The sequence below is a fragment of the Pseudomonas tolaasii NCPPB 2192 genome (assembly GCF_002813445.1).
Classification (GTDB): Bacteria; Pseudomonadota; Gammaproteobacteria; order Pseudomonadales; family Pseudomonadaceae; genus Aquipseudomonas; species Aquipseudomonas tolaasii.
On the sequence record NZ_PHHD01000001.1, the window covers coordinates 3,388,236 to 3,408,234 of the forward strand.

At 61.7% G+C, this 19,999-nt stretch carries 20 protein-coding genes; 2 read left to right on the forward strand and 18 right to left on the reverse strand.

The annotated features are described in order from the left end of the window. Positions 1–212: 212 nt before the first annotated feature. The 15 genes from ATI14_RS15755 to ccoN (ATI14_RS15825) form a co-directional block, all read right to left on the reverse strand. A complete protein-coding gene (locus ATI14_RS15755; RefSeq protein WP_017256344.1) occupies positions 213–896 on the reverse strand; it encodes a sulfite exporter TauE/SafE family protein in 684 nt (227 codons plus the stop codon). Beyond that, the gene (ccoS, locus tag ATI14_RS15760) at positions 889–1,113 is read right to left on the reverse strand and encodes a cbb3-type cytochrome oxidase assembly protein CcoS (protein ID WP_016973289.1); all 225 of its coding nucleotides are present in this window, start codon (positions 1,111–1,113) and stop codon (positions 889–891) included. The genes ATI14_RS15755 and ccoS overlap by 8 nt, the downstream gene beginning before the upstream one ends. A 22-nt stretch (positions 1,114–1,135) precedes the next feature. Then, complete coding sequence (locus ATI14_RS15765; protein WP_016973290.1) at positions 1,136–3,580, reverse strand: heavy metal translocating P-type ATPase; 2,445 nt, start codon at positions 3,578–3,580, stop codon at positions 1,136–1,138. A 116-nt stretch (positions 3,581–3,696) separates the two neighbouring features. After that, the gene (locus ATI14_RS15770) at positions 3,697–4,236 is read right to left on the reverse strand and encodes a FixH family protein (protein ID WP_016973291.1); all 540 of its coding nucleotides are present in this window, start codon (positions 4,234–4,236) and stop codon (positions 3,697–3,699) included. A gap of 16 nt (positions 4,237–4,252) precedes the next feature. Continuing rightward, complete coding sequence (gene ccoG / locus ATI14_RS15775; protein ID WP_016973292.1) at positions 4,253–5,656, reverse strand: cytochrome c oxidase accessory protein CcoG; 1,404 nt, start codon at positions 5,654–5,656, stop codon at positions 4,253–4,255. A 273-nt stretch (positions 5,657–5,929) separates the two neighbouring features. Then, the gene (gene ccoP, locus ATI14_RS15780; protein ID WP_016973293.1) at positions 5,930–6,907 is read right to left on the reverse strand and encodes a cytochrome-c oxidase, cbb3-type subunit III; all 978 of its coding nucleotides are present in this window, start codon (positions 6,905–6,907) and stop codon (positions 5,930–5,932) included. Beyond that, complete coding sequence (locus ATI14_RS15785) at positions 6,904–7,089, reverse strand: CcoQ/FixQ family Cbb3-type cytochrome c oxidase assembly chaperone (RefSeq protein ID WP_020372609.1); 186 nt, start codon at positions 7,087–7,089, stop codon at positions 6,904–6,906. The genes ccoP (ATI14_RS15780) and ATI14_RS15785 overlap by 4 nt, the downstream gene beginning before the upstream one ends. Before the next feature lie 5 nt (positions 7,090–7,094). Continuing rightward, positions 7,095–7,703 (reverse strand): cytochrome-c oxidase, cbb3-type subunit II, encoded by a 609-nt coding sequence (ccoO, locus tag ATI14_RS15790; RefSeq protein WP_017256665.1) that lies wholly within the window; start codon positions 7,701–7,703, stop codon positions 7,095–7,097. Next, positions 7,703–9,145 carry a cytochrome-c oxidase, cbb3-type subunit I gene (gene ccoN, locus ATI14_RS15795; RefSeq protein ID WP_016973295.1) on the reverse strand — a complete coding sequence of 481 codons (1,443 nt, stop codon included), beginning with the start codon at positions 9,143–9,145 and terminating at the stop codon, positions 7,703–7,705. The genes ccoO (ATI14_RS15790) and ccoN (ATI14_RS15795) overlap by 1 nt, the downstream gene beginning before the upstream one ends. 495 nt (positions 9,146–9,640) lie before the next feature. Then, positions 9,641–10,051: a type II toxin-antitoxin system VapC family toxin gene (locus ATI14_RS15800; RefSeq protein ID WP_016973296.1), complete on the reverse strand. Its 411-nt coding sequence runs from the start codon at positions 10,049–10,051 to the stop codon at positions 9,641–9,643. After that, a complete protein-coding gene (locus ATI14_RS15805) occupies positions 10,051–10,305 on the reverse strand; it encodes a type II toxin-antitoxin system Phd/YefM family antitoxin (RefSeq protein ID WP_016973297.1) in 255 nt (84 codons plus the stop codon). The genes ATI14_RS15800 and ATI14_RS15805 overlap by 1 nt, the downstream gene beginning before the upstream one ends. A gap of 144 nt (positions 10,306–10,449) precedes the next feature. After that, entirely contained in the window at positions 10,450–11,385 is a 936-nt protein-coding gene (gene ccoP, locus ATI14_RS15810) for a cytochrome-c oxidase, cbb3-type subunit III (RefSeq protein WP_016973298.1), read from the reverse strand. After that, positions 11,382–11,582 carry a cbb3-type cytochrome oxidase subunit 3 gene (locus tag ATI14_RS15815; protein WP_016973299.1) on the reverse strand — a complete coding sequence of 67 codons (201 nt, stop codon included), beginning with the start codon at positions 11,580–11,582 and terminating at the stop codon, positions 11,382–11,384. Before ATI14_RS15815 ends, ccoP (ATI14_RS15810) begins: the two co-directional genes overlap by 4 nt. A 3-nt stretch (positions 11,583–11,585) precedes the next feature. Continuing rightward, positions 11,586–12,194, reverse strand: a complete 609-nt coding sequence (gene ccoO, locus ATI14_RS15820; RefSeq protein WP_016973300.1) for a cytochrome-c oxidase, cbb3-type subunit II — start codon at positions 12,192–12,194, stop codon at positions 11,586–11,588. Positions 12,195–12,204: 10 nt separating this feature from the next. Further along, on the reverse strand, positions 12,205–13,629 hold the full coding sequence (gene ccoN, locus ATI14_RS15825; protein ID WP_100831504.1) for a cytochrome-c oxidase, cbb3-type subunit I: 1,425 nt from the start codon (positions 13,627–13,629) through the stop codon (positions 12,205–12,207). Positions 13,630–13,708: 79 nt separating this feature from the next. Between ccoN (ATI14_RS15825) and ATI14_RS15830 the strand changes: the two genes are divergently transcribed. Continuing rightward, the gene (locus ATI14_RS15830) at positions 13,709–14,392 is read left to right on the forward strand and encodes an alpha/beta family hydrolase (RefSeq protein ID WP_016973302.1); all 684 of its coding nucleotides are present in this window, start codon (positions 13,709–13,711) and stop codon (positions 14,390–14,392) included. Positions 14,393–14,494: 102 nt separating this feature from the next. On the opposite strand, the gene ATI14_RS15835 is transcribed toward ATI14_RS15830, so the two are convergent. Beyond that, a complete protein-coding gene (locus ATI14_RS15835) occupies positions 14,495–16,060 on the reverse strand; it encodes a methyl-accepting chemotaxis protein (RefSeq protein ID WP_016973303.1) in 1,566 nt (521 codons plus the stop codon). A 73-nt stretch (positions 16,061–16,133) separates the two neighbouring features. Next, on the reverse strand, positions 16,134–16,925 hold the full coding sequence (locus tag ATI14_RS15840; RefSeq protein WP_026083391.1) for a CPBP family intramembrane glutamic endopeptidase: 792 nt from the start codon (positions 16,923–16,925) through the stop codon (positions 16,134–16,136). 421 nt (positions 16,926–17,346) lie between these two features. Here ATI14_RS15840 and ATI14_RS15845 point away from each other — a divergent pair, with 421 nt between their 5' ends. Next, positions 17,347–18,207 (forward strand): DMT family transporter, encoded by an 861-nt coding sequence (locus tag ATI14_RS15845; RefSeq protein ID WP_016973305.1) that lies wholly within the window; start codon positions 17,347–17,349, stop codon positions 18,205–18,207. 58 nt (positions 18,208–18,265) lie between these two features. Here ATI14_RS15845 and ATI14_RS15850 read toward each other — a convergent pair whose 3' ends face one another. After that, positions 18,266–19,669 carry an FAD/NAD(P)-binding protein gene (locus ATI14_RS15850; RefSeq protein WP_080520121.1) on the reverse strand — a complete coding sequence of 468 codons (1,404 nt, stop codon included), beginning with the start codon at positions 19,667–19,669 and terminating at the stop codon, positions 18,266–18,268. Positions 19,670–19,999: the final 330 nt, after the last annotated feature.

Here is a 19,999-nt window from a genome sequence, read left to right on the forward strand (position 1 = left end):
GGAACTCAAGTGAGTCAGAGACAGGATGGGGACCACAGGAACCTGTGGCGAGCGGGCTTGCCCCGCGTCGGGCTGCGCAGCAGCCCCAAAACCTGAAGACCAAGGCCCATATGAAGGAACGCGGTTGTCTGAAATGGGGCTGCTTCGCAGTCCAACGCGGGACAAGCCCGCTCGCCACAATGTCAGGCTCCATACCGGCTGAAAGGCTTGGTTCAATGACCCATTAACCAGTGTTGGTGAGGCCCCGGCAATGTCCACACGCCAAACAGCATCACCAGCAACCCTCCGGCCACGCGAACGCTGCGTTTGCGCAGCAAGGCGGTGACACGTTCAGCGGCCAGCCCGGTTGCCAGCAGCACGGGCCAGGTGCCCAAGCCAAACGCGAGCATCAAGAGCGCGCTGTCCCACGCATTGCCCTGGCTCGCCGCCCACAGCAGGGTGCTGTAGACCAATCCGCATGGCAGCCAGCCCCACAGCGCGCCGAGCAGCAAGGCACGCGGCAGGCTGGACACCGGCAGCAAACGGTTGGCGACCGGCTGGATAAAGCGCCACAGGCCGCGCCCGAGGCGTTCGATGCGGGTCAGGCCGCTCCACCAGCCGGCCAGGTACAGGCCCATGCTGATCAGCAACAACCCGGCGAGCACACGCAGGACCATCGCCGCCGGGCTGTTGGCCACTGCCCAGCCCGCCAGGCCGATCAACAACCCGGCCGTGGCATAGCTGAGAATACGCCCCAGGTTGTACGCCAGCAGCAGGCGAAAACGCCGGCTGCGTTGTTCCCTGGGAATCGCCAGGGTCAACGCGCCCATCAGCCCGCCGCACATGCCCAGGCAATGCCCGCCGCCGAGCAGACCGAGGATCAGCGCGGAAACCAGCAGCGGCGCCAATTCAAGCATGGGGCGGCGCTTTGGGCGGCTGCTCGGCCGGTTGTTCGGGGCGGTTGGCTTCGTCGACGGCGGCCAGGTGGTTGGGGTCCTGGTCGTCGAACAGCACGCTGTGGGCGGGGCCGTCGAGGTCGTCGTACTGACCGCTGTCCACCGCCCAGAAGAAGATGTAGATGGCCACACCCACCAACAACAGCGCCGCCGGAATCATCACGTATAAAGCTGGCATCGGTACTCCATGCCTGTGCGGCTCATGCCGGCAGCGGGCGGGTTGATAAAGGGGCGCTGGCAGCGTGCGCGCCCGGCAGGCGAGTCAGGCGCAGGGCATTGAGCACCACGGTCAACGAACTGACGGACATGCCGACCGCGGCCCAGATCGGCGTGACCCAGCCGAGGGCGGCAAACGGCAGCATAAGCCCATTGTACAACCCGGCCCACAGCAGGTTTTCGATGATCACCCGCCGTGTGCGCCGCGCGAGGGCGAAGGCTTGCACCAACGCATCGAGCCGGTTGGAAAGCAGCACGGCATCGGCGCTGGTTTTCGCCAGGTCCGTGGCCGAGCCCATGGCCACACTGATATCGGCGGCGGCGAGCACCGGCACGTCGTTGACGCCATCGCCGAGCATCAACACCTTGCGGCCTTCCTTGTGCAGTTGTTGCAGCACCTGCAGCTTGTCGTCGGGGCGCAGGCCGCCGCGGGCCTCGTCGATACCCAGCTCGGCGGCGACACTGGCAACCATCGGCGAACTGTCGCCCGACAGCAGCAATGTCCGCCAGCCGCGCGCCTTGCACGCGGCCAACAGGGCGGGGGCGTCACTGCGCAGGCGGTCGTCCAGCACGAACCAGGCAAGGGCACCGTCGCGGTCGCCGAGCAGCAGCCATTGGCCGGCTTCGTCGGGTGACGCGGGTATCGGGCACCCACTTAACTCGCAGACATAGCCGGGCTGGCCGATGCGCATCAGGCGTTCGCCCACTCGGCCTTCGAGCCCCAGACCGGGGGAACTGTGCACTTCGTCAGCGGCCAGCGGCGCGCGGCCAAAGGCGCGGGCAATCGGGTGTTCGGAGCGGTTTTCCAGCGCAGCGGCGAGGCTCAGGCATTCATCGCTGTTCAGCGTGCCCAGCGGGCGAATTGCGCGCAGCGCCAGCCGGCCTTCGGTGAGGGTGCCGGTCTTGTCGAAGATCACCGTGTCGATCTGGTTCAGGCCTTCGAGTACATGGCCGCGCGTCAGCAACAGCCCGAGTTTGTGCAGGGAGCCGGTGGCGGCGGTCAGGGCGGTCGGTGTGGCGAGGGACAGCGCGCACGGGCAGGTCGCCACCAGCATGGCCAGCACGATCCAGAACGCGCGCGACGCGTCCAGCTCCCACCACACCAGGCCAATCACCGCCGCCGCAATCAACGAACACAGCAGGAACCACTGGGCCGCGCGGTCGGCGATTTGCGCCAGACGCGGTTTCTCGGCCTGGGCGCGCTCCAGCAGGCGCACGATGGCGGACAGGCGCGTGTCATGGCCCAGGGCGCGAACTTCGACGGTCAACGCGCCTTCAACATTGAGTGTGCCCGCAGTGACGCTGTCGCCGGCATGCCGGGGTTGTGGCAGGTATTCGCCGGTGAGCAGCGATTCATCAATGCTCGATTGGCCGTCGAGAATCACGCCATCTGCCGGCAGCACGGCGCCGGGGTGTACCAGCACGCGGTCACCCAGGGCCAATTCACTGAGCAGGATGCGTTCACTTTGCCCGTCATGGTGCAGGCGCAGGCACGACGCCGGCAGCAGGTTGACCAACTGCGCGGTGGCGGCCGCCGTACGTTCCCGGGCGCGGCGTTCCAGGTAGCGGCCGGCCAGCAGGAACAGCGCGAACATGCCCACTGCATCGAAATACAACTCGCCGGTGCCGGTGATTGCGGTCCAGATGCCGGCCAGATAGGCGCCGCCAATCGCCAGGGACACCGACACGTCCATGGTCAGGTGGCGGGTGCGCAGGTCGCGCAGGGCACCTTTGAAAAACGGTGCGCAGCTGTAAAACACGATGGGGGTTGTCAGAAACATCGCCACCCAGCGCAGGATGACGTGCAGTTCCGGGCTCAGGTCGATATTGAATTCGGGCCAGGTGGCCATGGTTGCCATCATCGCCTGGAACCACAGCAAACCGGCCACGCCCAGTTGGCGCAAGGCCAGGCGGTTTTCGCCGGCCAGTTGCTCGGCGGCGCGATCCGCCTGATACGGGTGGGCGGCGTAACCGATATGGCGCAGTTCGCTGAGCAATTGGCTGAGCGGCAGTTGCCCATCGGCCCATTGCACATGCAGGCGATGGTTGGACAGGTTCAACCGCGCCTCGGCCACGGCGGGCAGGCCGCGCAGGTGTTTTTCGATCAGCCAGCCGCAGGCTGCGCAACTGATGCCTTCCATCAACAGGGTGGTTTCGGCCAGTTCGCCCGTGTGGTGCACGAAGGGCTGCTGGACGTCGGCGCGGTCGTACAGCGCAAGTTCGTCCACCAACTGCACCGGCAATGCGTCGGGGTTGGTCGAGGCTTCGCTGCGGTGCTGGTAATAACTTTCCAGGCCGCCGGCCACAATGGCTTCGGCCACCGCCTGACAGCCCGGGCAGCAGAGCTCGCGGCGCTCGCCGAGGATGAGGGTGGTGAAGCGGCTGCCCGAGGGGACGGGCAGGGCGCAGTGGTAGCAGGGGGTGGTCATGGGTTGAAATCTGTGGTGGCTGGGAGGGCCTCATCGCGGGCAAGCCCGGCTCCCACAGGGGACCGCAATCCAATGTAGGAGCCGGGCTTGCCCGCGATGCGCGAAGCGCAGGCTTTTTACTTTTTCAGGTCTTCGGCCCCCTGCAACGGCTCATCGCCCAGAAGCAAATCCTTGTCGTGGCTGACCTGTTCTTCTTCGAACATCCGCCAGGTGCGGTCGCCTTCGACGCCAAGCAATTCTACAAAACGCCGGCCTTCGACCTTGTCGGTGACCTGGCCGATGTAGCGGCCAGGCTCGCTGTCGCTGCGCGCCAGGCTGATCTTGCGATCCTTGCCCGGCTGGGTCGGGGAAATCAGGTTCAGTTCCAGGGTTTTCGGGTTGCTGTAGCCCGTGAGGTTCACCTCGACCTCGCCGGTCAGCTCGTCCAAATGCACCTTGGCGCGCAGTTGCAGGGTCTGCGCCAGCCGTTCGCGGTCAAGGGAACGGTTGATGCCCTTGCCGGCCTCGTAGTAGTTGTCATTGACCAGGTTGTCCGGGTTGTTTACCGCGATGGTCACCATGGACAGGGTCAGGGTCACCGAGCAGGCCAGGATTGCGATGATGATCCAGGGCCAGAGGTGTTTGTACCAGGGGCTTGCGGCGGTGGCTGCGGGCATTGTCTGCTCTCTTGAATTAACGGACTTGGGGGCCGATAAATCGGCTCTTGGCTTCAATGTGAACGCTGGCGTCATCGGCATCGGTGAGGATGAATTTCACCTCATTGGTGCTCGACGGCAATTGCTCCGGCGCGCTCGACAGTTCCACCGGCATGCTGACGATATCACCGGCGGCCACCTTGATTTCGCGGCGGCCTTGCAGTTTGAGGTCCGGCAGGCCGGCGGCGTCGAGCACGTAAGTGTGGTCGCGCTGGTCCTTGTTCATGATCTTCAGGCTGTAGACGTTTTCGATGCGGCCTTCGGCGTTTTCGCGGTACAGCACGCGGTCTTTGCTGACGTCGAACCCCACCAGCGAGCGCATGAAAAATGCCGCGACCAGCAAGCTGATCATCGCCAGCAGCACCAGCGCGTAACCGATCAGGCGCGGGCGCAGCTTGTGGGTTTTTTGCCCGGACAAATTGTGCTCGGTGGTGTAGCTGATCAGGCCTCGCGGGTACTCCATCTTGTCCATGATGTTGTCGCAGGCGTCGATGCACGCGGCGCAGCCGATGCACTCGATTTGCAGGCCGTCGCGGATGTCGATGCCGGTGGGGCAGACCTGCACACACATCGTGCAGTCGATGCAGTCGCCCAGGCCCTGGGCCTTGTAGTCGGTGCCCTTTTTACGCGGCCCGCGCAGTTCGCCGCGGCGCGGGTCGTAGGACACGATCAGGGTGTCCTTGTCGAACATCACGCTCTGGAAGCGCGCATACGGGCACATGTAGATGCACACCTGTTCGCGCAGCCAGCCGGCGTTGCCGTAAGTGGCGAGGGTGAAGAACCCCACCCAGAAATACGACCAGCCATCGGCCTGGCCGGTGAAGAAGTCGAACACCAGTTCGCGGATCGGCGAGAAGTAACCGACGAAGGTCATGCCGGTCACAAAGCCGATCAACAGCCACAGCGTGTGTTTGCTGAATTTGCGCAGGAATTTGTTGGCGCCCATGGGGGCCTTGTCGAGCTTGATGCGTTGGTTACGGTCACCTTCGGTGATTTTTTCACACCACATGAAGATCCACGTCCACACGCTTTGCGGGCAGGTATAACCGCACCACACGCGGCCGGCGTACACGGTGATGAAGAACAGGCCGAACGCGGCGACGATGAGAATGCCCGAGAGCAGGATGAAATCCTGAGGCCAGAAGGTCGCGCCAAAAATGAAGAATTTGCGCTCCGGCAGGTTCCACCACACAGCCTGGTGGCCACCCCAGTTCAGCCACACGGTGCCGAAGTAGAGCAGGAACAAACCGGCGCCGCCGAGCATGCGCAAGTTGCGGAACAGGCCGGTGAAGGCGCGGGTGTAGATCTTTTCGCGCGAGGCGTAGAGGTCGACGGTTTTGGCAGGCGGGGTAACGTCATGTACCGGTATTTGGTCGCTCATCATTGCATCCCACGGCGGTGGAGATTTGCCTCGGCCAGTACGTGCCAACCGGGGTCGAAACAGGCTGTTGCAGTGGCGTTATGATACGCCTGCGTTGCTGCCGATCGGGGGCGACCTGCATGATCTGGATCAATGGACCTGGCAGTTTGACTAGCCCGATCGTGAAAGCGAAGGAGATCCAATGTGGGAGCGGGCTTGCCCGCGATTAGGGTGTATCAGTCACAAATAAGTTGACTGATACACCGCTATTCGCGGGCAAGCCCGCTCCCACATTTACTGCTCTTCAGCTTTTTTGTCCCCATGGGACAAGCTGTAAACATACGCCGCCAGCAAGTGCACCTTGTCGTTGCCCTGCAATTGTTCCTGTGCAGGCATCTGGCCCTGGCGGCCATAACGGATGGTTTGTTGCAGTTGGGCGAAGCTCGAGCCGTAGATGAAGGCGCCCGGGTGGGTCAGATCGGGCGCGCCCATGGCCGGGGTGCCTTTACCGGCCGGGCCGTGGCAGGCCACGCAGTTGGCGGCGAAGAGTTTCGCGCCATTGGCCACGTCGGCCTTGGCGCCTTCCGGCAGTTTGCGGCCATCGAGGTTGGTCACCACAAAACCGGCCACGTCTGCCACGCCTTGCTCGCCAATGACCTCGGCCCAGGCCGGCATCACCGCGTGGCGGCCTTTCATGATGGTTTCCTTGATGGTGGCCGGCTCGCCGCCCCAGCGCCAGTCGGCGTCGGTCAGGTTAGGGAAGCCGTATGCGCCCTTGGCGTCGGAGCCGTGGCACACCGAGCAGTTGGACGCAAACAGGCGGCCGCCCATTTTCAAGGCTTGCGGGTCCTTGGCCACTTCTTCAATCGGCATCGAGGCGAATTTGGCGAAGATCGGCCCGAACTTGGCGTCCGAGCGGGCCATTTCCTTTTCCCATTCGTGCACGCCGGTCCAGCCGGTCTGGCCGTTGGCGAAAGGGGTTTGCTTGTCGTTGTCGAGGTAGTTGTAGCCGGGCAGCAGGCCTTTCCAGTTGCCCAGGCCGGGGTACAGCGCCAGGTAACCGAGGGCGAAGATAATGGTGCCGACAAACAGCATGAACCACCATTTGGGCAGCGGGTTGTCGTATTCCTCGATGCCGTCGAACGAGTGGCCGACGGTCTCGTCCGTTTGCTCGCTGCGCTGGCCCCGGCGGGTCGACAACAGCAGCCAGGTCAGGGCGAAGATGGTACCCAGACTGAGGACTGTGACGTACAGACTCCAGAACGTAGTCATTCTTTGTTACTCCTAGAAGCTTGCTCGACGTGCTTGATGGCTTCGGGATCATCCGCAAAGGGCAGCATGGTTGCGTCGTCAAACTCCGACTTGCGCTTGGGGCTGAACACCCACAACGCCAGGCCGACAAAGGCCACCATCACCACAACGGTGCCCAGGCCTCGAATCATCCCTATATCCATGAAGATCACCGTTTGCTTTTGATGAGGGTGCCCAGGCCTTGCAGGTAGGCCACCAATGCGTCCATTTCGGTCTTGCCCTTCACGGCAGCGGCCGCACCGGCGATGTCTTCGTCGGTATAGGGCACACCCAGGCTACGCAGGACTTCAAGTTTCTTCGCGGTGTCCTTGCCGTCGAGCTTGTTTTCCACGAGGAACGGGTAGGCCGGCATTTTTGATTCGGGCACCACGTTGCGCGGGTTGTAGAGGTGCGCACGCTGCCAGTCATCGGAGTAACGCCCGCCCACACGGGCCAGGTCCGGGCCGGTGCGTTTGGAGCCCCACAGGAACGGGTGGTCCCACACGCTTTCACCGGCGACCGAGTAGTGGCCATAGCGTTCGGTTTCGGCGCGGAACGGGCGGATCATCTGCGAGTGGCAACCCACGCAGCCGTTGGCGATATAGACGTCACGGCCCTCGACTTCTAGGGCGGTGCGCGGCTTCATGCCTTCGACCGGCTTGTTGGTCACGTCCTGGAAAAACAGCGGAACGATTTGGGTCAGGCCACCGATGCTGACGGCGATGACCATGAAGAAGGCCAGCAGGCCAATATTCTTCTCGACGACTTCATGCTTCATCAGTGAGCTCCCACAACGGCGATCTTGGCGGCGGCTTCGGCTTCTTCCGGGTTGGCGGCACGCACGGTGCGCCACACGTTGTAGGCCATCAGGAACATGCCGCTGGCAAAGAATGCACCGCCCAGGGCGCGCACGATGTAGCCCGGGTGGCTGGCTTGCAGCGCTTCGACGAAGGAGTAAGTCAGCGTGCCGTCATCGTTGATCGCACGCCACATCAGGCCCTGGGTGATGCCGTTGACCCACATCGAGGCGATGTAGAGCACGGTGCCGATGGTGGCCAGCCAGAAGTGCGCGTTGATCAGCCCGACGCTGTGCATCTGCACGCGGCCGTAGAGCTTGGGAATCATGTGGTACAGCGCGCCGATGGAGATCATCGCCACCCAGCCCAGCGCGCCGGCGTGTACGTGGCCGATGGTCCAGTCGGTGTAGTGGGACAGCGAGTTGACCGTCTTGATGGCCATCATCGGGCCTTCGAAGGTCGACATGCCGTAGAACGCCAGCGACACCACGAGGAAACGCAAAATCGGGTCGGTGCGCAATTTATGCCAGGCACCCGACAGGGTCATCATGCCGTTGATCATGCCGCCCCAGCTCGGCGCCAGCAGGATGATCGACATCGCCATGCCCAGCGACTGGGCCCAGTCCGGCAATGCGGTGTAGTGCAGGTGGTGCGGGCCCGCCCAGATGTACAGGGTGATCAGTGCCCAGAAGTGCACGATGGACAGGCGATAGGAGTAGATCGGGCGTTCGGCCTGTTTCGGCACGAAGTAGTACATCATTCCCAGGAAGCCGGTGGTGAGGAAGAACCCCACGGCGTTGTGGCCGTACCACCACTGGATCATCGCGTCCGTCGCGCCGGCGTAGGCCGAGTAGGACTTGAACCAGCTCACCGGCAGCGAGGCGTGGTTGACGATGTGCAGCATCGCCGTCACCAGAATGAAGGCACCGTAGAACCAGTTGCCCACATAAATATGCTTGGTCTTGCGCTTGACGATGGTGCCGAAGAACACCACGGCGTAAGTCACCCAGACGATGGCCAGCAAAATGGCGATCGGCCATTCCAGCTCGGCGTATTCCTTGGTGGTGGTGTAACCCAGCGGCAGGGTGATGATGGCGCCGAGGATCACGGCTTGCCAGCCCCAGAAGGTGAAGGCGGCGAGGCCGTCGGAGATCAGTCGCGTCTGGCAGGTTCGCTGCACGACATAGTAGGAGGTGGCAAACAATGCACATCCGCCGAAGGCGAAAATCACCAGGTTGGTGTGCAGCGGGCGCAGGCGACCGAAGGTCGTCCATGGCAAACCGAAATTCAATTCCGGCCAAACCAGTTGCGAGGCGATGAACACCCCGAGCCCCATGCCAAGGATCCCCCAGACCACCGTCATGATGGCGAACTGGCGGACGACCTTATAGTTATAAGCAGTCGGACTGATTGCTGTGCTCATTCTAAGGTTCCACGGTTTAGGTTTTTTTATAGGTAAAATCGGCCGCAAGTATGTAGAAACCGAGGGGCCATTGCAACGCAATGACTGACCTGTATCAATGCGTTCCACGCCAGATTCTGCGCCCTTTCCATGTTTTGCGTAGGGACAAAATCCAAAATGGAAAGCTGATCAAGTAGACAGGAATTTTTGCGGTTCGGGAAGACTTGTAACTTGGTGTGTGTAAACACGCTGTGCGGATGACAAGGGGTCAGTGGCATGACAGCCGGTCACTGCCAGCCTTTGCGCCTGTCATCGAGCAGAAATGTTCAACCCATCGAGTGCAAATCGGCCGTCGACCGGTCAATACCGATCCACTGTGGGAACAAGCGTAGACCCGAATGGCAGGAGGGGAAAGTTGAGGGCGGGAAGGGTGCGACAACAGGTCGCGCGGTGACGTCGTCAAGCATTCGGGTCAGTTGAGGTGTGAAGCAGGGAGGGGTGTCGCAGGCGCGCCGGTCATTCCTCCCAGGGATTGATCACGTTGACGCCGCTGAATATGAAATCGCTGACGTTGCGTGTGACTACCGTGAACCCGTGCACCAAAGCGGTCGCGGCGATCAGGGCGTCACTTTCGTTGGCCTTGTCGGGAACATGCAGGTGGGCACACCGCAGCGCGACGGCGGCGTCGACTGGCAAAATCCTGGCATCGAACGCGGGCATCACATGACGCTTGAGCCAGGTGCGTAACACCTTGCCCTGAGCCGCATCGCGGCGCTCAATGCGCAGCACCCCGGTCTCAAGCTCTTTGAGTGTAATTGCCGAGATGAACAGACGCGCAGCGATGACGCTTTTGGCCCAGGCGACGACGTTCGCGTTTGCCTGGGGTTTACGCAGCTCGGAAATAACATTGGTGTCGAGTAGATACATCAAGAGAGGTCCACGGGGCGATGAGTGATCACGGCGCGTTCGGTTTCGAGTTCGATATCGGCAGCGTCCGGCATGACCAGCAAGTCAACGATGTCGGCGTTCAGGCCGGTCAATTTCTGGTAGTCCTCAATGCTTAGCAGCACATGGGCGGGTTTGCCGCGGTCGGTAATAAAAACCGGCCCCTGGCGGGTGGCTTTTTTGGCACCGCTTGTGTCCTGGTTGAATTCACGGCTGGAAATGGTGGTGATGGTCATGGGAGTGATCCCCTCATCAGTTTGAATGTAGTGACGTTACTACTTCGCTGGCGCGGGGGGCAAGGACGGGGGAACGAGCGGTCATCGCTTACAAAAAAAGCCCCGCCAGTGGTCACTGAGCGGGGCTTGATGGTTGAAGGCGGTTCAGCGTTCTTCCGCCTTGGTGTCTCCATGAGACAGGCTGTACACGTAAGCCGCCAGCAGGTGCACCTTGTCGTTGCCTTGCAGCACCTCCTGCGCGGGCATCTGACCCTGGCGGCCGTGGCGAATGGTTTGCTGCAGCTGCGCAAGGCTGGTGCCGTAGATGAACCCGGCGGGCTCAGTCAGGTTCGGCGCGCCCATGGCTTCCACGCCGTGGCCTTGCGGGCCGTGGCACGCCACGCAGGTTGTGTTGAATGCGGCCTGGCCAGCGGCAAGGTCGGCCGTGCTGTCGGCGGGTAATGGCAATTTGGCCAGATCGTGACGCACGTACGCTGCGACGTTTTTCACTCCGTCTTCGCCCAGCACTTCACCCCAGGCAGGCATCGCCGCGTGGCGGCCGTTCATGATCGTCGCCTTGATCGCCTCGGCTGAACCGCCCCAGCGCCACAGGTTATCGGCCAGGTTCGGGAAGCCATACGCGCCCTTGGCATCCGAGCCGTGGCACACCGCGCAGTTGGAGGCGAACAGGCGGCCGCCCATTTTCAGCGCCTGCGGGTCTTTGGCGACTTCTTCCACCGGCATGGCCGAGAATTTGGCGAAGATCGGTCCGAACTTGGCGTCGGCCCTGGCCATTTCCTTGTCCCATTCCTTGGTCTGGGTCCAGCCGTCTTCATAACCCGGCAGCACACCTTTCCAGTTGCCCAGGCCCGGGTAGAGGATCAGGTAGCCGACCGCAAACACCAGGGTGCCGGCGAACAGCATGAACCACCACTGGGGCAGCGGGTTGTCGTATTCCTCGATACCGTCGAAGGCGTGGCCCATGGTCTGGTCCACGCTGCCTTTGGTTTCGCCCTTGCGGGTGCCGACCAGCAGCCAGGTCAGGCCGATCAGGCTGCCGAGGGTCAGTACGCAGATCCATGTACTCCAGAACAGGGTCATGGCTGGTTGCTCCTTGTTGCAGGCTCTTCTTGAGCGTCGGTTGGGGAAAGTTCATCGGCAAACGGCAGCAGGCGCGCCTGCTCGAATTCCGCGTTGCGCCGGTTGTTGAATACCCACAGCGACAGACCGATAAAGGCGATGGCAACCACCAGCGTGCCAAGGCCGCGGATGGTGCCTGCATCGAATTCAAATCCCATGGCTCACCTCTTGCTCTTGATGGCAGTGCCGAGCACTTGCAGGTACGCCACCAGCGCGTCCATCTCGGTCTTGCCCTTGAGGCTAGCGACGGCGCCACTGATGTTGTCGTCGGTGTAGGGCACGCCGAGGGTGCGCATCACTTTCAATTTGGTCTCGGTGTGGCTGCTGTCGACCTGGGCGGTGACCAGCCATGGGTAGGCCGGCATTTTCGACTCGGGCACCACGTTGCGCGGGTTGTACAAGTGCGCGCGGTGCCAGTCGTCCGAGTAGCGGGCGCCGACGCGCGCCAGGTCCGGGCCGGTGCGCTTGGAACCCCACAGGAACGGGTGGTCCCACACGCTTTCGCCCGCTACCGAGTAATGGCCGTAGCGTTCGGTCTCGGCGCGGAACGGGCGGATCATCTGCGAGTGGCACTGTACGCAGCCTTCGCGGATATAGATGTCACGGCCCTCGAGTTGCAGCGCGGTGTAGGGCTTCATGCCTTCCACCGGCTTGTTGGTCACGTCCTGGAAGAACAGCGGGACGATCTGGGTCAGGCCGCCGATGCTCACGGCGAGCACCATGAGCAGCATCAGCAGGCCGACGTTCTTTTCAATGGTTTCGTGTTTCATCATCGACTCCTCAGGCCATCTGCGCCGCTGCGGTGACTTGGGCAGGCTGCGCCGAACGCACGGTGCGCCAAGTGTTGTAAGCCATCAGGAACATGCCGCTGAGGAACACCGCGCCGCCCACCAGCCGCACGATGAAGCCGGGGTGGCTGGCCACCAGGGTTTCGACGAAGGAGTAGGTCAGGGTGCCGTCTTCGTTGACCGCGCGCCACATCAGGCCCTGGGCGATGCCGTTGACCCACATCGAGGCGATGTAGAGCACGGTGCCGATGGTGGCCAGCCAAAAGTGCGCGTTGATCAGGCCGAGGCTGTACATCTGCTCGCGGCCGAAAATTTTCGGGATCATGTGGTACAGCGCGCCGATGGAGATCATCGCCACCCAGCCCAGCGCGCCGGCGTGTACGTGGCCGATGGTCCAGTCGGTGTAGTGGGAGAGGGCGTTGACGGTCTTGATCGCCATCATCGGGCCTTCGAAGGTCGACATGCCGTAGAACGCCAGGGACACCACCAGGAAGCGCAGGATCGGGTCGCTGCGCAACTTATGCCAGGCGCCCGACAGGGTCATCATGCCGTTGATCATGCCGCCCCAGCTCGGTGCCAGCAGCACCAGCGACATCACCATGCCCAGGGACTGTGCCCAGTCCGGCAGCGCGGTGTAGTGCAAGTGGTGGGGACCTGCCCAGATGTACAGGGTGATCAGCGCCCAGAAGTGCACGATGGACAAGCGATAGGAATACACCGGACGTTCGGCTTGCTTGGGCACGAAGTAGTACATCATCCCCAGGAAGCCGGCAGTGAGGAAAAAGCCTACCGCGTTATGCCCGTACCACCACTGCACCATGGCATCTGTCGCACCGCCGTAGAGGGAATAGGACTTGGTCAGGCTGACCGGGATTTCCAGGTTGTTGACGATGTGCAGAATGGCCACGGTGATGATGAACGCACCGAAGAACCAGTTGCCGACGTAGATGTGCTCGGTGTTGCGCTTCATCACCGTGCCGAAGAATACGATGGCGTAGGCCACCCAGACGATGGTGATCAGAATGTCGATCGGCCATTCCAGCTCGGCGTATTCCTTGGAGCTGGTGTAGCCCAGCGGCAAGGTGATCGCGGCCAGGACGATGACCAACTGCCAGCCCCAGAAGCAGAACGCGGCGATTTTCGGCGCGAACAGCTGGGTTTGGCAGGTGCGTTGCACCGAGTAGAAGGAGCTGGCGAACAGCGCGCAGCCGCCGAAGGCGAAGATCACCGCGTTGGTGTGCAGCGGACGCAGGCGACCGAAGCTGGTCCACGGCAGATCGAAGTTCAGAGCAGGCCAGACCAATTGGGCCGCGAGAAAAACCCCGAGCCCCATGCCGACGATGCCCCACACCACCGTCATAATGGCGAATTGGCGGACCACCTTGTAGTTATAGGCGGTACTTAAAGTAGTGTTCATGGTTCCCCATCCACGGTTCAACCCAAGCAGATGCGGCACTTGGGCTGGAGTTATAGGCAGACTAAAAAGCGAGGCAAGCATGGGAGAAGAGCACAAGGCCAGTATTGACGGGGATCAATGGGCGCAGTGTGTGCGCGAGCGCGGGTGGTTGTGGAATGCCGCGTCAGGCAAGGCGCAAGGCACGTTGATTTTGGCTCACGGCGCGGGCGCACCGATGGACTCGGGTTTCATGACCGACATGGCGGCACGCCTTGCCGCACAGGGCGTGAACGTGTTGCGCTTCGAATTTCCCTACATGGCCCAGCGCCGTGTGGACGGCGGCAAGCGCCCGCCAAATCCGGCGCCGAAACTGCTGCAAGCATGGCGCGAGGTGCATACCGAGGTGCGACGTCATGTCGCTGGGAAACTTGCCATTGGCGGCAAGTCCATGGGCGGGCGCATGGCCAGTTTGTTGGCTGACGAATTGGGCGTTGATGGCTTGGTGTGCCTGGGTTATCCGTTCTATGCGGTGGGTAAACCGGAGAAACCACGGACTGAGCATCTGGCCGGGTTGAAGACGCCGACTTTGATTGTGCAGGGCGAGCGGGATGCGCTGGGTAATCGGGCGGCGGTGGAGGGGTATGACTTATCGCCGAATATCGAGGTGATGTGGCTGGTGGCAGGGGATCATGACTTGAAGCCGTTGAAGGCGTCGGGGTTCACTCATGAGCAGCATTTGGAGGTTACGGCGGTTCAGGTGGCTAAGTTCATCGGCGGCTGTTAGGGCCTCATCGCAGGCAAGCCAGCTCCCACATTTGACGGTATTCACAAATAGAAATGTGTGAACCCGATCCAATGTGGGAGCTGGCTTGCCTGCGATAGCGGTTTACCGGTTGAAACGCTCGACCAGGGAGTACTGGGTATTGGCTGTGTGAGTCAATTCTTCACTCAACTGCGCCGAATTCAACGCTTGCTCCGACGTCTGATCCGCCAGCAATGCAATGGTGCTGATGTTACGGCTGATCTCTTCGGCCACCGAGCTTTGCTCTTCAGTTGCCGCCGCGATCTGGGTGGTCATGTCGGTGATGTGCGCCACTGCCTCGCTGATGCCCACCAGCGCCTGATCCGCTTCCATCACCCGCGCCACGCCTTCTTCCGCCTGGCGATGCCCGGCATCCATGGTTTGCACGGCGGCGCTGGCCGTCTGCTGCAACTTGGCGATCAGGGCATGGATTTGCCCGGTGGATTCGGCGGTGCGCTGGGCCAGCTGGCGGACTTCGTCAGCCACTACCGCAAAACCACGGCCCATCTCGCCGGCACGTGCGGCTTCGATGGCGGCGTTCAGTGCCAGCAGGTTGGTCTGGTCGGCAATGCCTTTGATCACGTCCACCACACCGCCGATTTCATCGCTGTCCTTGGCCAGTTGGGTGACGGTCACGCCGGTTTCGCCCACGGCAACGGACAGACGCTGAATCGCCTCGCGGGTTTCCCCGGCGATATCGCGCCCGCGCCCGGTCAGGCGGTTGGCTTCCTGAGTCGCGTCAGCCGTGCGCTGCACGTGGCTGGCGACTTCCTGAGTGGTCGCCGCCATCTGGTTGACGGCGGTGGCCACTTGCTCGGTTTCCACGCGCTGGCGCTCCAGGCCGCTGGAGCTGTTGTGCGCCAGGGTGTTGGACTGCGCCGCCTGGCTGTTGAGGTGCTCGGCGGTGTCCTGCAGGCGTGTGAGGCACGTCTTCAGGCGCGCTTCCTGGCTGAGGATCGACATTTCCAGTCGCGCCTGAGCACCACGGCTGTCGGTGTACATCTGCGCGATGAGCGGGTCGGACGTGGTCTGCTCGGCCAGGCGCAGCAAGCGCTTGAGGCCGCGCTGTTGCCAGCTCAGGCCCAGCAGGCCCAGCGGCACCGACAGCGCCGCAGCCAGTGCAAAGCCCCAGTGGGAGTTGAGCGAGGCGCCGATCATGAAGCTCAACTGGCTGACCAGAATGAACGGCAGCCAGTCCTGCAACACCGGCAGCCATTTATCGCGTTGGGGAACGGCTGACTTGCCCTGGTTGATGCGTTGATAGAGCGCTTCGGCGCGGCGGATCTGCTCGGCGGTGGGCTTGATGCGTACTGATTCGTAGCCGATCACCTGATTGCCGTCGAAGACCGGCGTCACATAGGCGTTTACCCAATAGTGATCACCACTCTTGCAGCGGTTCTTGACGATGCCCATCCATGGCAAGCCTTGTTTGAGCGTGGACCACATGTGCGCGAACACGGCCGACGGCACGTCGGGGTGGCGCACGAGGTTGTGCGGGGCACGGACCAGTTCGTCACGGGTGAACCCACTGATTTCGACGAAGGCGTCGTTGCAGTAAGTGATCACCCCTTTGGCGTCTGTGGTGGAGATCAACCGTTGCTGAGCGGGGAAGGTACGTTCGCGCTGGGTAACGGGTTGGTTATTACGCATGGTTGTTCAATCCGCAAGGCTTTCAGGGGTTGTCGGCCGATGCGGGCATTTATTTAACTTATTTTCGCAACAATCAGCCGGCCAGCATCGGGTAGGTAAACAGCCCGAAGTGAAGCAGATTCAGGCCGAAGTGCGTGACAATCGCAGCCCCCAAGCCGCCGAAACGGTAAGCCAGGCCGTATCCGAGCCCGGCGATGCCCGCCAGCAGCACCCAGTGCCAGCCCGCGCCCAGGTGCACCAGACCGAACAGCAACGAAGCCAGCAGCAAGGCAAGGTTCTCGCCGTAGGGCAGATGTTTGAAGCGTCGGCTGAGGCCGCCCTGAACGTAGCCCCGAAACAGGGCTTCCTCGACCAGGGTCACCAGCAGCAGGTTATTGAGCACCCACAGCCAGGCCTGCTCCGGCCATTTCGGTGCCCAACTGATGATGCCCAGCAGGGCGGCGCCACCCAGTGCGGCGACTGCCGTGAGGGCCAGGGCGAGGGCGCTGACACACAGCGTCAGGCGCAACGAGCGGCGCGCCACAATCCACGGGCAGGCGAGCAACAGCCAGAAGCCGATCAGCGGTTTGTCTTGGTTCAGGTACAGCGAAAACGGTACGGCATCGGGCGTCAGACGCTGGGGCGCGATGCCGCGTCCATTGTAGAAGCCGGGCAGCCAGTGCATCGCAAGGCCCAGGGCCAGTACGATGAACAGGCCATGGCCGAGGTAGCGTGCCCAAGGGGTACGTTGCTGGCGAACGGCGTAACCGGCGATCAGCAGCAGTGCAACCGACACCACAGCCAGCACGCCCAATTGCCCGTAGGTCAGGGCCAGTACATAGCCAACGGAAAGAAGCAGCAAATACAGCCAGGGCAAAGTGATCATGTGAAATCCTTGGAAAAAACTGGGCGGCATTATAACGACCGCCAGTGCGCGCGGGCATGAAAACTCCGCCACGCAAAAGGCTGCGGTGAAGTGATTGCAAAGTGTGTAAGCCGCTGGTTATAGTCGCCGGGTCCTCATCCTTTCATACAGATCAGCCCATGCCAGCTTCTTCCCGGTGCATAGCGGTAGTCGACTCAGCGGTCAGCGCTGTGGTCGTGCCGTGCGGGAGCAAGCAGCCTGCGCAGATCAGTCACTACCCCCCACCTGTCAGTAGCACACCGGTGTACGCAGTCGTATCACCGCCGGGTGTCGGCATTTCGGGCTGATCAGCGAACCGCTGTTCCCCTCTGCCTGCCTGAAAAAAACTACTGAATTTCAGCTCTGGCTGAATTGGCTTTTTGCCTGATTACAGGTGGTATTCATGTCTGTTATTTCGAAACAATCCGCGGCCGCGGCGGCCTCGACGAGCCTGTTTGTGCTGCTGTGGAGCAGCGGCGCGATTTTCTCCAAGCTGGGCCTGGTCCACGCGTCGCCCTTTGCCTTTCTGTTGGCCCGTTTTGCCATCGCCCTTGCGGGGCTGGTAATTCTGGTGCCCGTGCTGAAGTTGAAACTGCCGTGCCCCGGCAAGCCGCTGTGGTATGCGGCGGCCACCGGGGTGGTGTTGCTGGGGGCGTATCAGATTTTTTATCTGCTGGCCCTGGACCTCAAGGTTACTCCCGGCGTGATGGCAACCATCATGGGAGTGCAGCCGATCCTCACGGTGGTGCTGGTGGAACGTCAGCGTTCGTGGAGGCGTGTCTTCGGGCTTGCGCTGGGGTTGGCAGGGTTGATCATGGTGGTTTATCAGGGCATCGGACTGTCCGGCATGTCCCTCGCCGGGATGCTGTTTGGCTTGTTGGCCCTGGCGAGCATGACGTTCGGGTCGATCATGCAGAAGCGCATCACCGACAATCCGCTGGGTACGCTGCCGGTGCAATACCTGGCGGGCCTGGTGCTGTGCTCGGTGTTCGTGCCGTTCCAGCCTTTTCACATTGAGCACAGTGCCGGTTTTTACCTGCCGGTGTTGTGGATGGGGTTGGTGGTGTCGCTGCTGGCGACACTGTTGCTGTACCGCCTGATCGCCCGGGGCAATCTTGTGAATGTCACCAGCCTGTTTTATCTGGTGCCGGCGGTGACGGCCGTGATGGATTTCCTGATTTTTGGCAACCGGCTTGCGCTGTTAAGCATCGCGGGCATGGGGTTGATCATTGTCGGGTTGGTGTTTGTGTTCCGCAAAGGTTGAATACCCAGGCCTCCCTCCTGCGTCGTTAAGGCGCAGCAGGGAGGTGTGTGCGGTAGAGCTAGGGGCGCGCGAGTGATGCGCAGAGCGTATCCGCCATACGCTTCACGTATTCCCGCAGTTCGGGGACCGCCGTGGCTTCCCAGTCACGTGCCTGAAGGAAGGGGCCGACGTAAAACAGCCAGCCTGAAGGCGTGGCATTGCCGTCCAGCAAGGCGCCGGAGGGGGCGATGTTCAGACCCGTTCCGAGCGCGTCGGGCGTTAAAAGGCCTTCTTCACGTAAAGAGTTGAGAAGAGGGGTGTCCAGTTGCTGAAAATCCAGCGCAGGTGTTGTGCAGTTGATAACCGCTGTGGCTTGCAATTGTTCTTCGGCGCATGCCCCGCGACGACGCAGGGAAACGCTCACGCTGTGAGGGTTTGATCTGTACCCGATGATGCGTGCAGCCGACAGCTTGAGCGTACCGCTTGCCAGTTCTGCGTGCAGACGGGCGCCGGGTTGCGGGGCGCAGCGATGGCGATGGGCGTCCCAGTAAGGGCGTATGTGCCTCAGGAACCGCCGGCGTTCAACAAGGGGTAGGGCATGCCACAATTGCTGAGTTGCAGACCGCAAGCCTCCAATGATGTCTCGCCAGTCTCCATCGGCCAGCGCGTGCTGCCTGACCGCGCTGCGCACTGAGCGTAGATAGTGACGTGCACTGCAGTGGGTCAGCATGTGCTCGGACAACCCGCTGTCGTAGGAAGGGTGTGCGCTCAATTCACGATGAGGCTGTGGCAAAAGGCCTCGGCGGGACACCGCGTGGATAGTGCCTCTGTGTCCCCGGTCACGAAGGTCCAGCACGACATCCAGCATCGTCAAGCCGCTACCGATCAGAAATACCGGGTCATCATTGCCGATGCCATTGAGTGCACCCGGTTGCCAGGGGTCGTTTACGTAGCGTGGGCTGTCGTAGAACGGACGGAATTCAGGGGCAATGGAGGGTGGGCGGCGGGCGCAGTTACCGACGCTCAAGACAATGGAGTCGGCCCGGAAATGCTCGCCATTCTCCATTAATAAAATCCCGCCCCCTGCGTCTGGCTGGGGAATTATCTTGATCACTTCTCCCGCGACTTCCTGAAAATCGCACTGGGGTGGAGCATTGCAGATGGCTTCGCGAAGTAACGCTTCCAGATAGTCACCGTAAAGACGCCGTTCGACGAAACTGCCAGGGCCGGCGGTAGGGAGGCTGCGTTTGACGTAGTTATGGAAACTGCCGTCTTCGCCTGCGAGCGCATCCATTCTGCCCGCCGGAACATTGAGCACGTGAGCAGGGGCAAGCGTGCCGTAGGCAACGCCCCGGGCCGTGCTGCCAGGCTTGCTGAAAAGCAGGATCTTCAGAGGGTTGGCCGGTGGGTGGCGCAACAAATGTATAGCCAGCGTCGAGCCGCAGAAGCCTGCGCCGACAATTGCGATGGTCTTGGTACTCATTCCAGCTCCCGATTCAACGCCGTCCATTTCTCATTTGACAAGGAAGTTTTTTTGATTTTGTTAGAGCCAACAGAGGTTTGGTAAAGGTGGTGGAGGTTATAGGCGAAATAATGAAGCGGGCCGGGTATGTCATCCAGTGTGCAACGGCAGCGATTGGAGGTCGTTGATATATATCAGTTTGAGCGAACGACGCGGTTGGCGATATAGCATAACTGAATATTAACTCGTCTCCTCGGCCTGGGCAGCCTGGCAGGAAAAACGCTGCGTTTATCGCCCTGAATCAAGCGCGCACGTCCGATCACGTTGTCCTGGAGCGCTCAGCACCCTTCG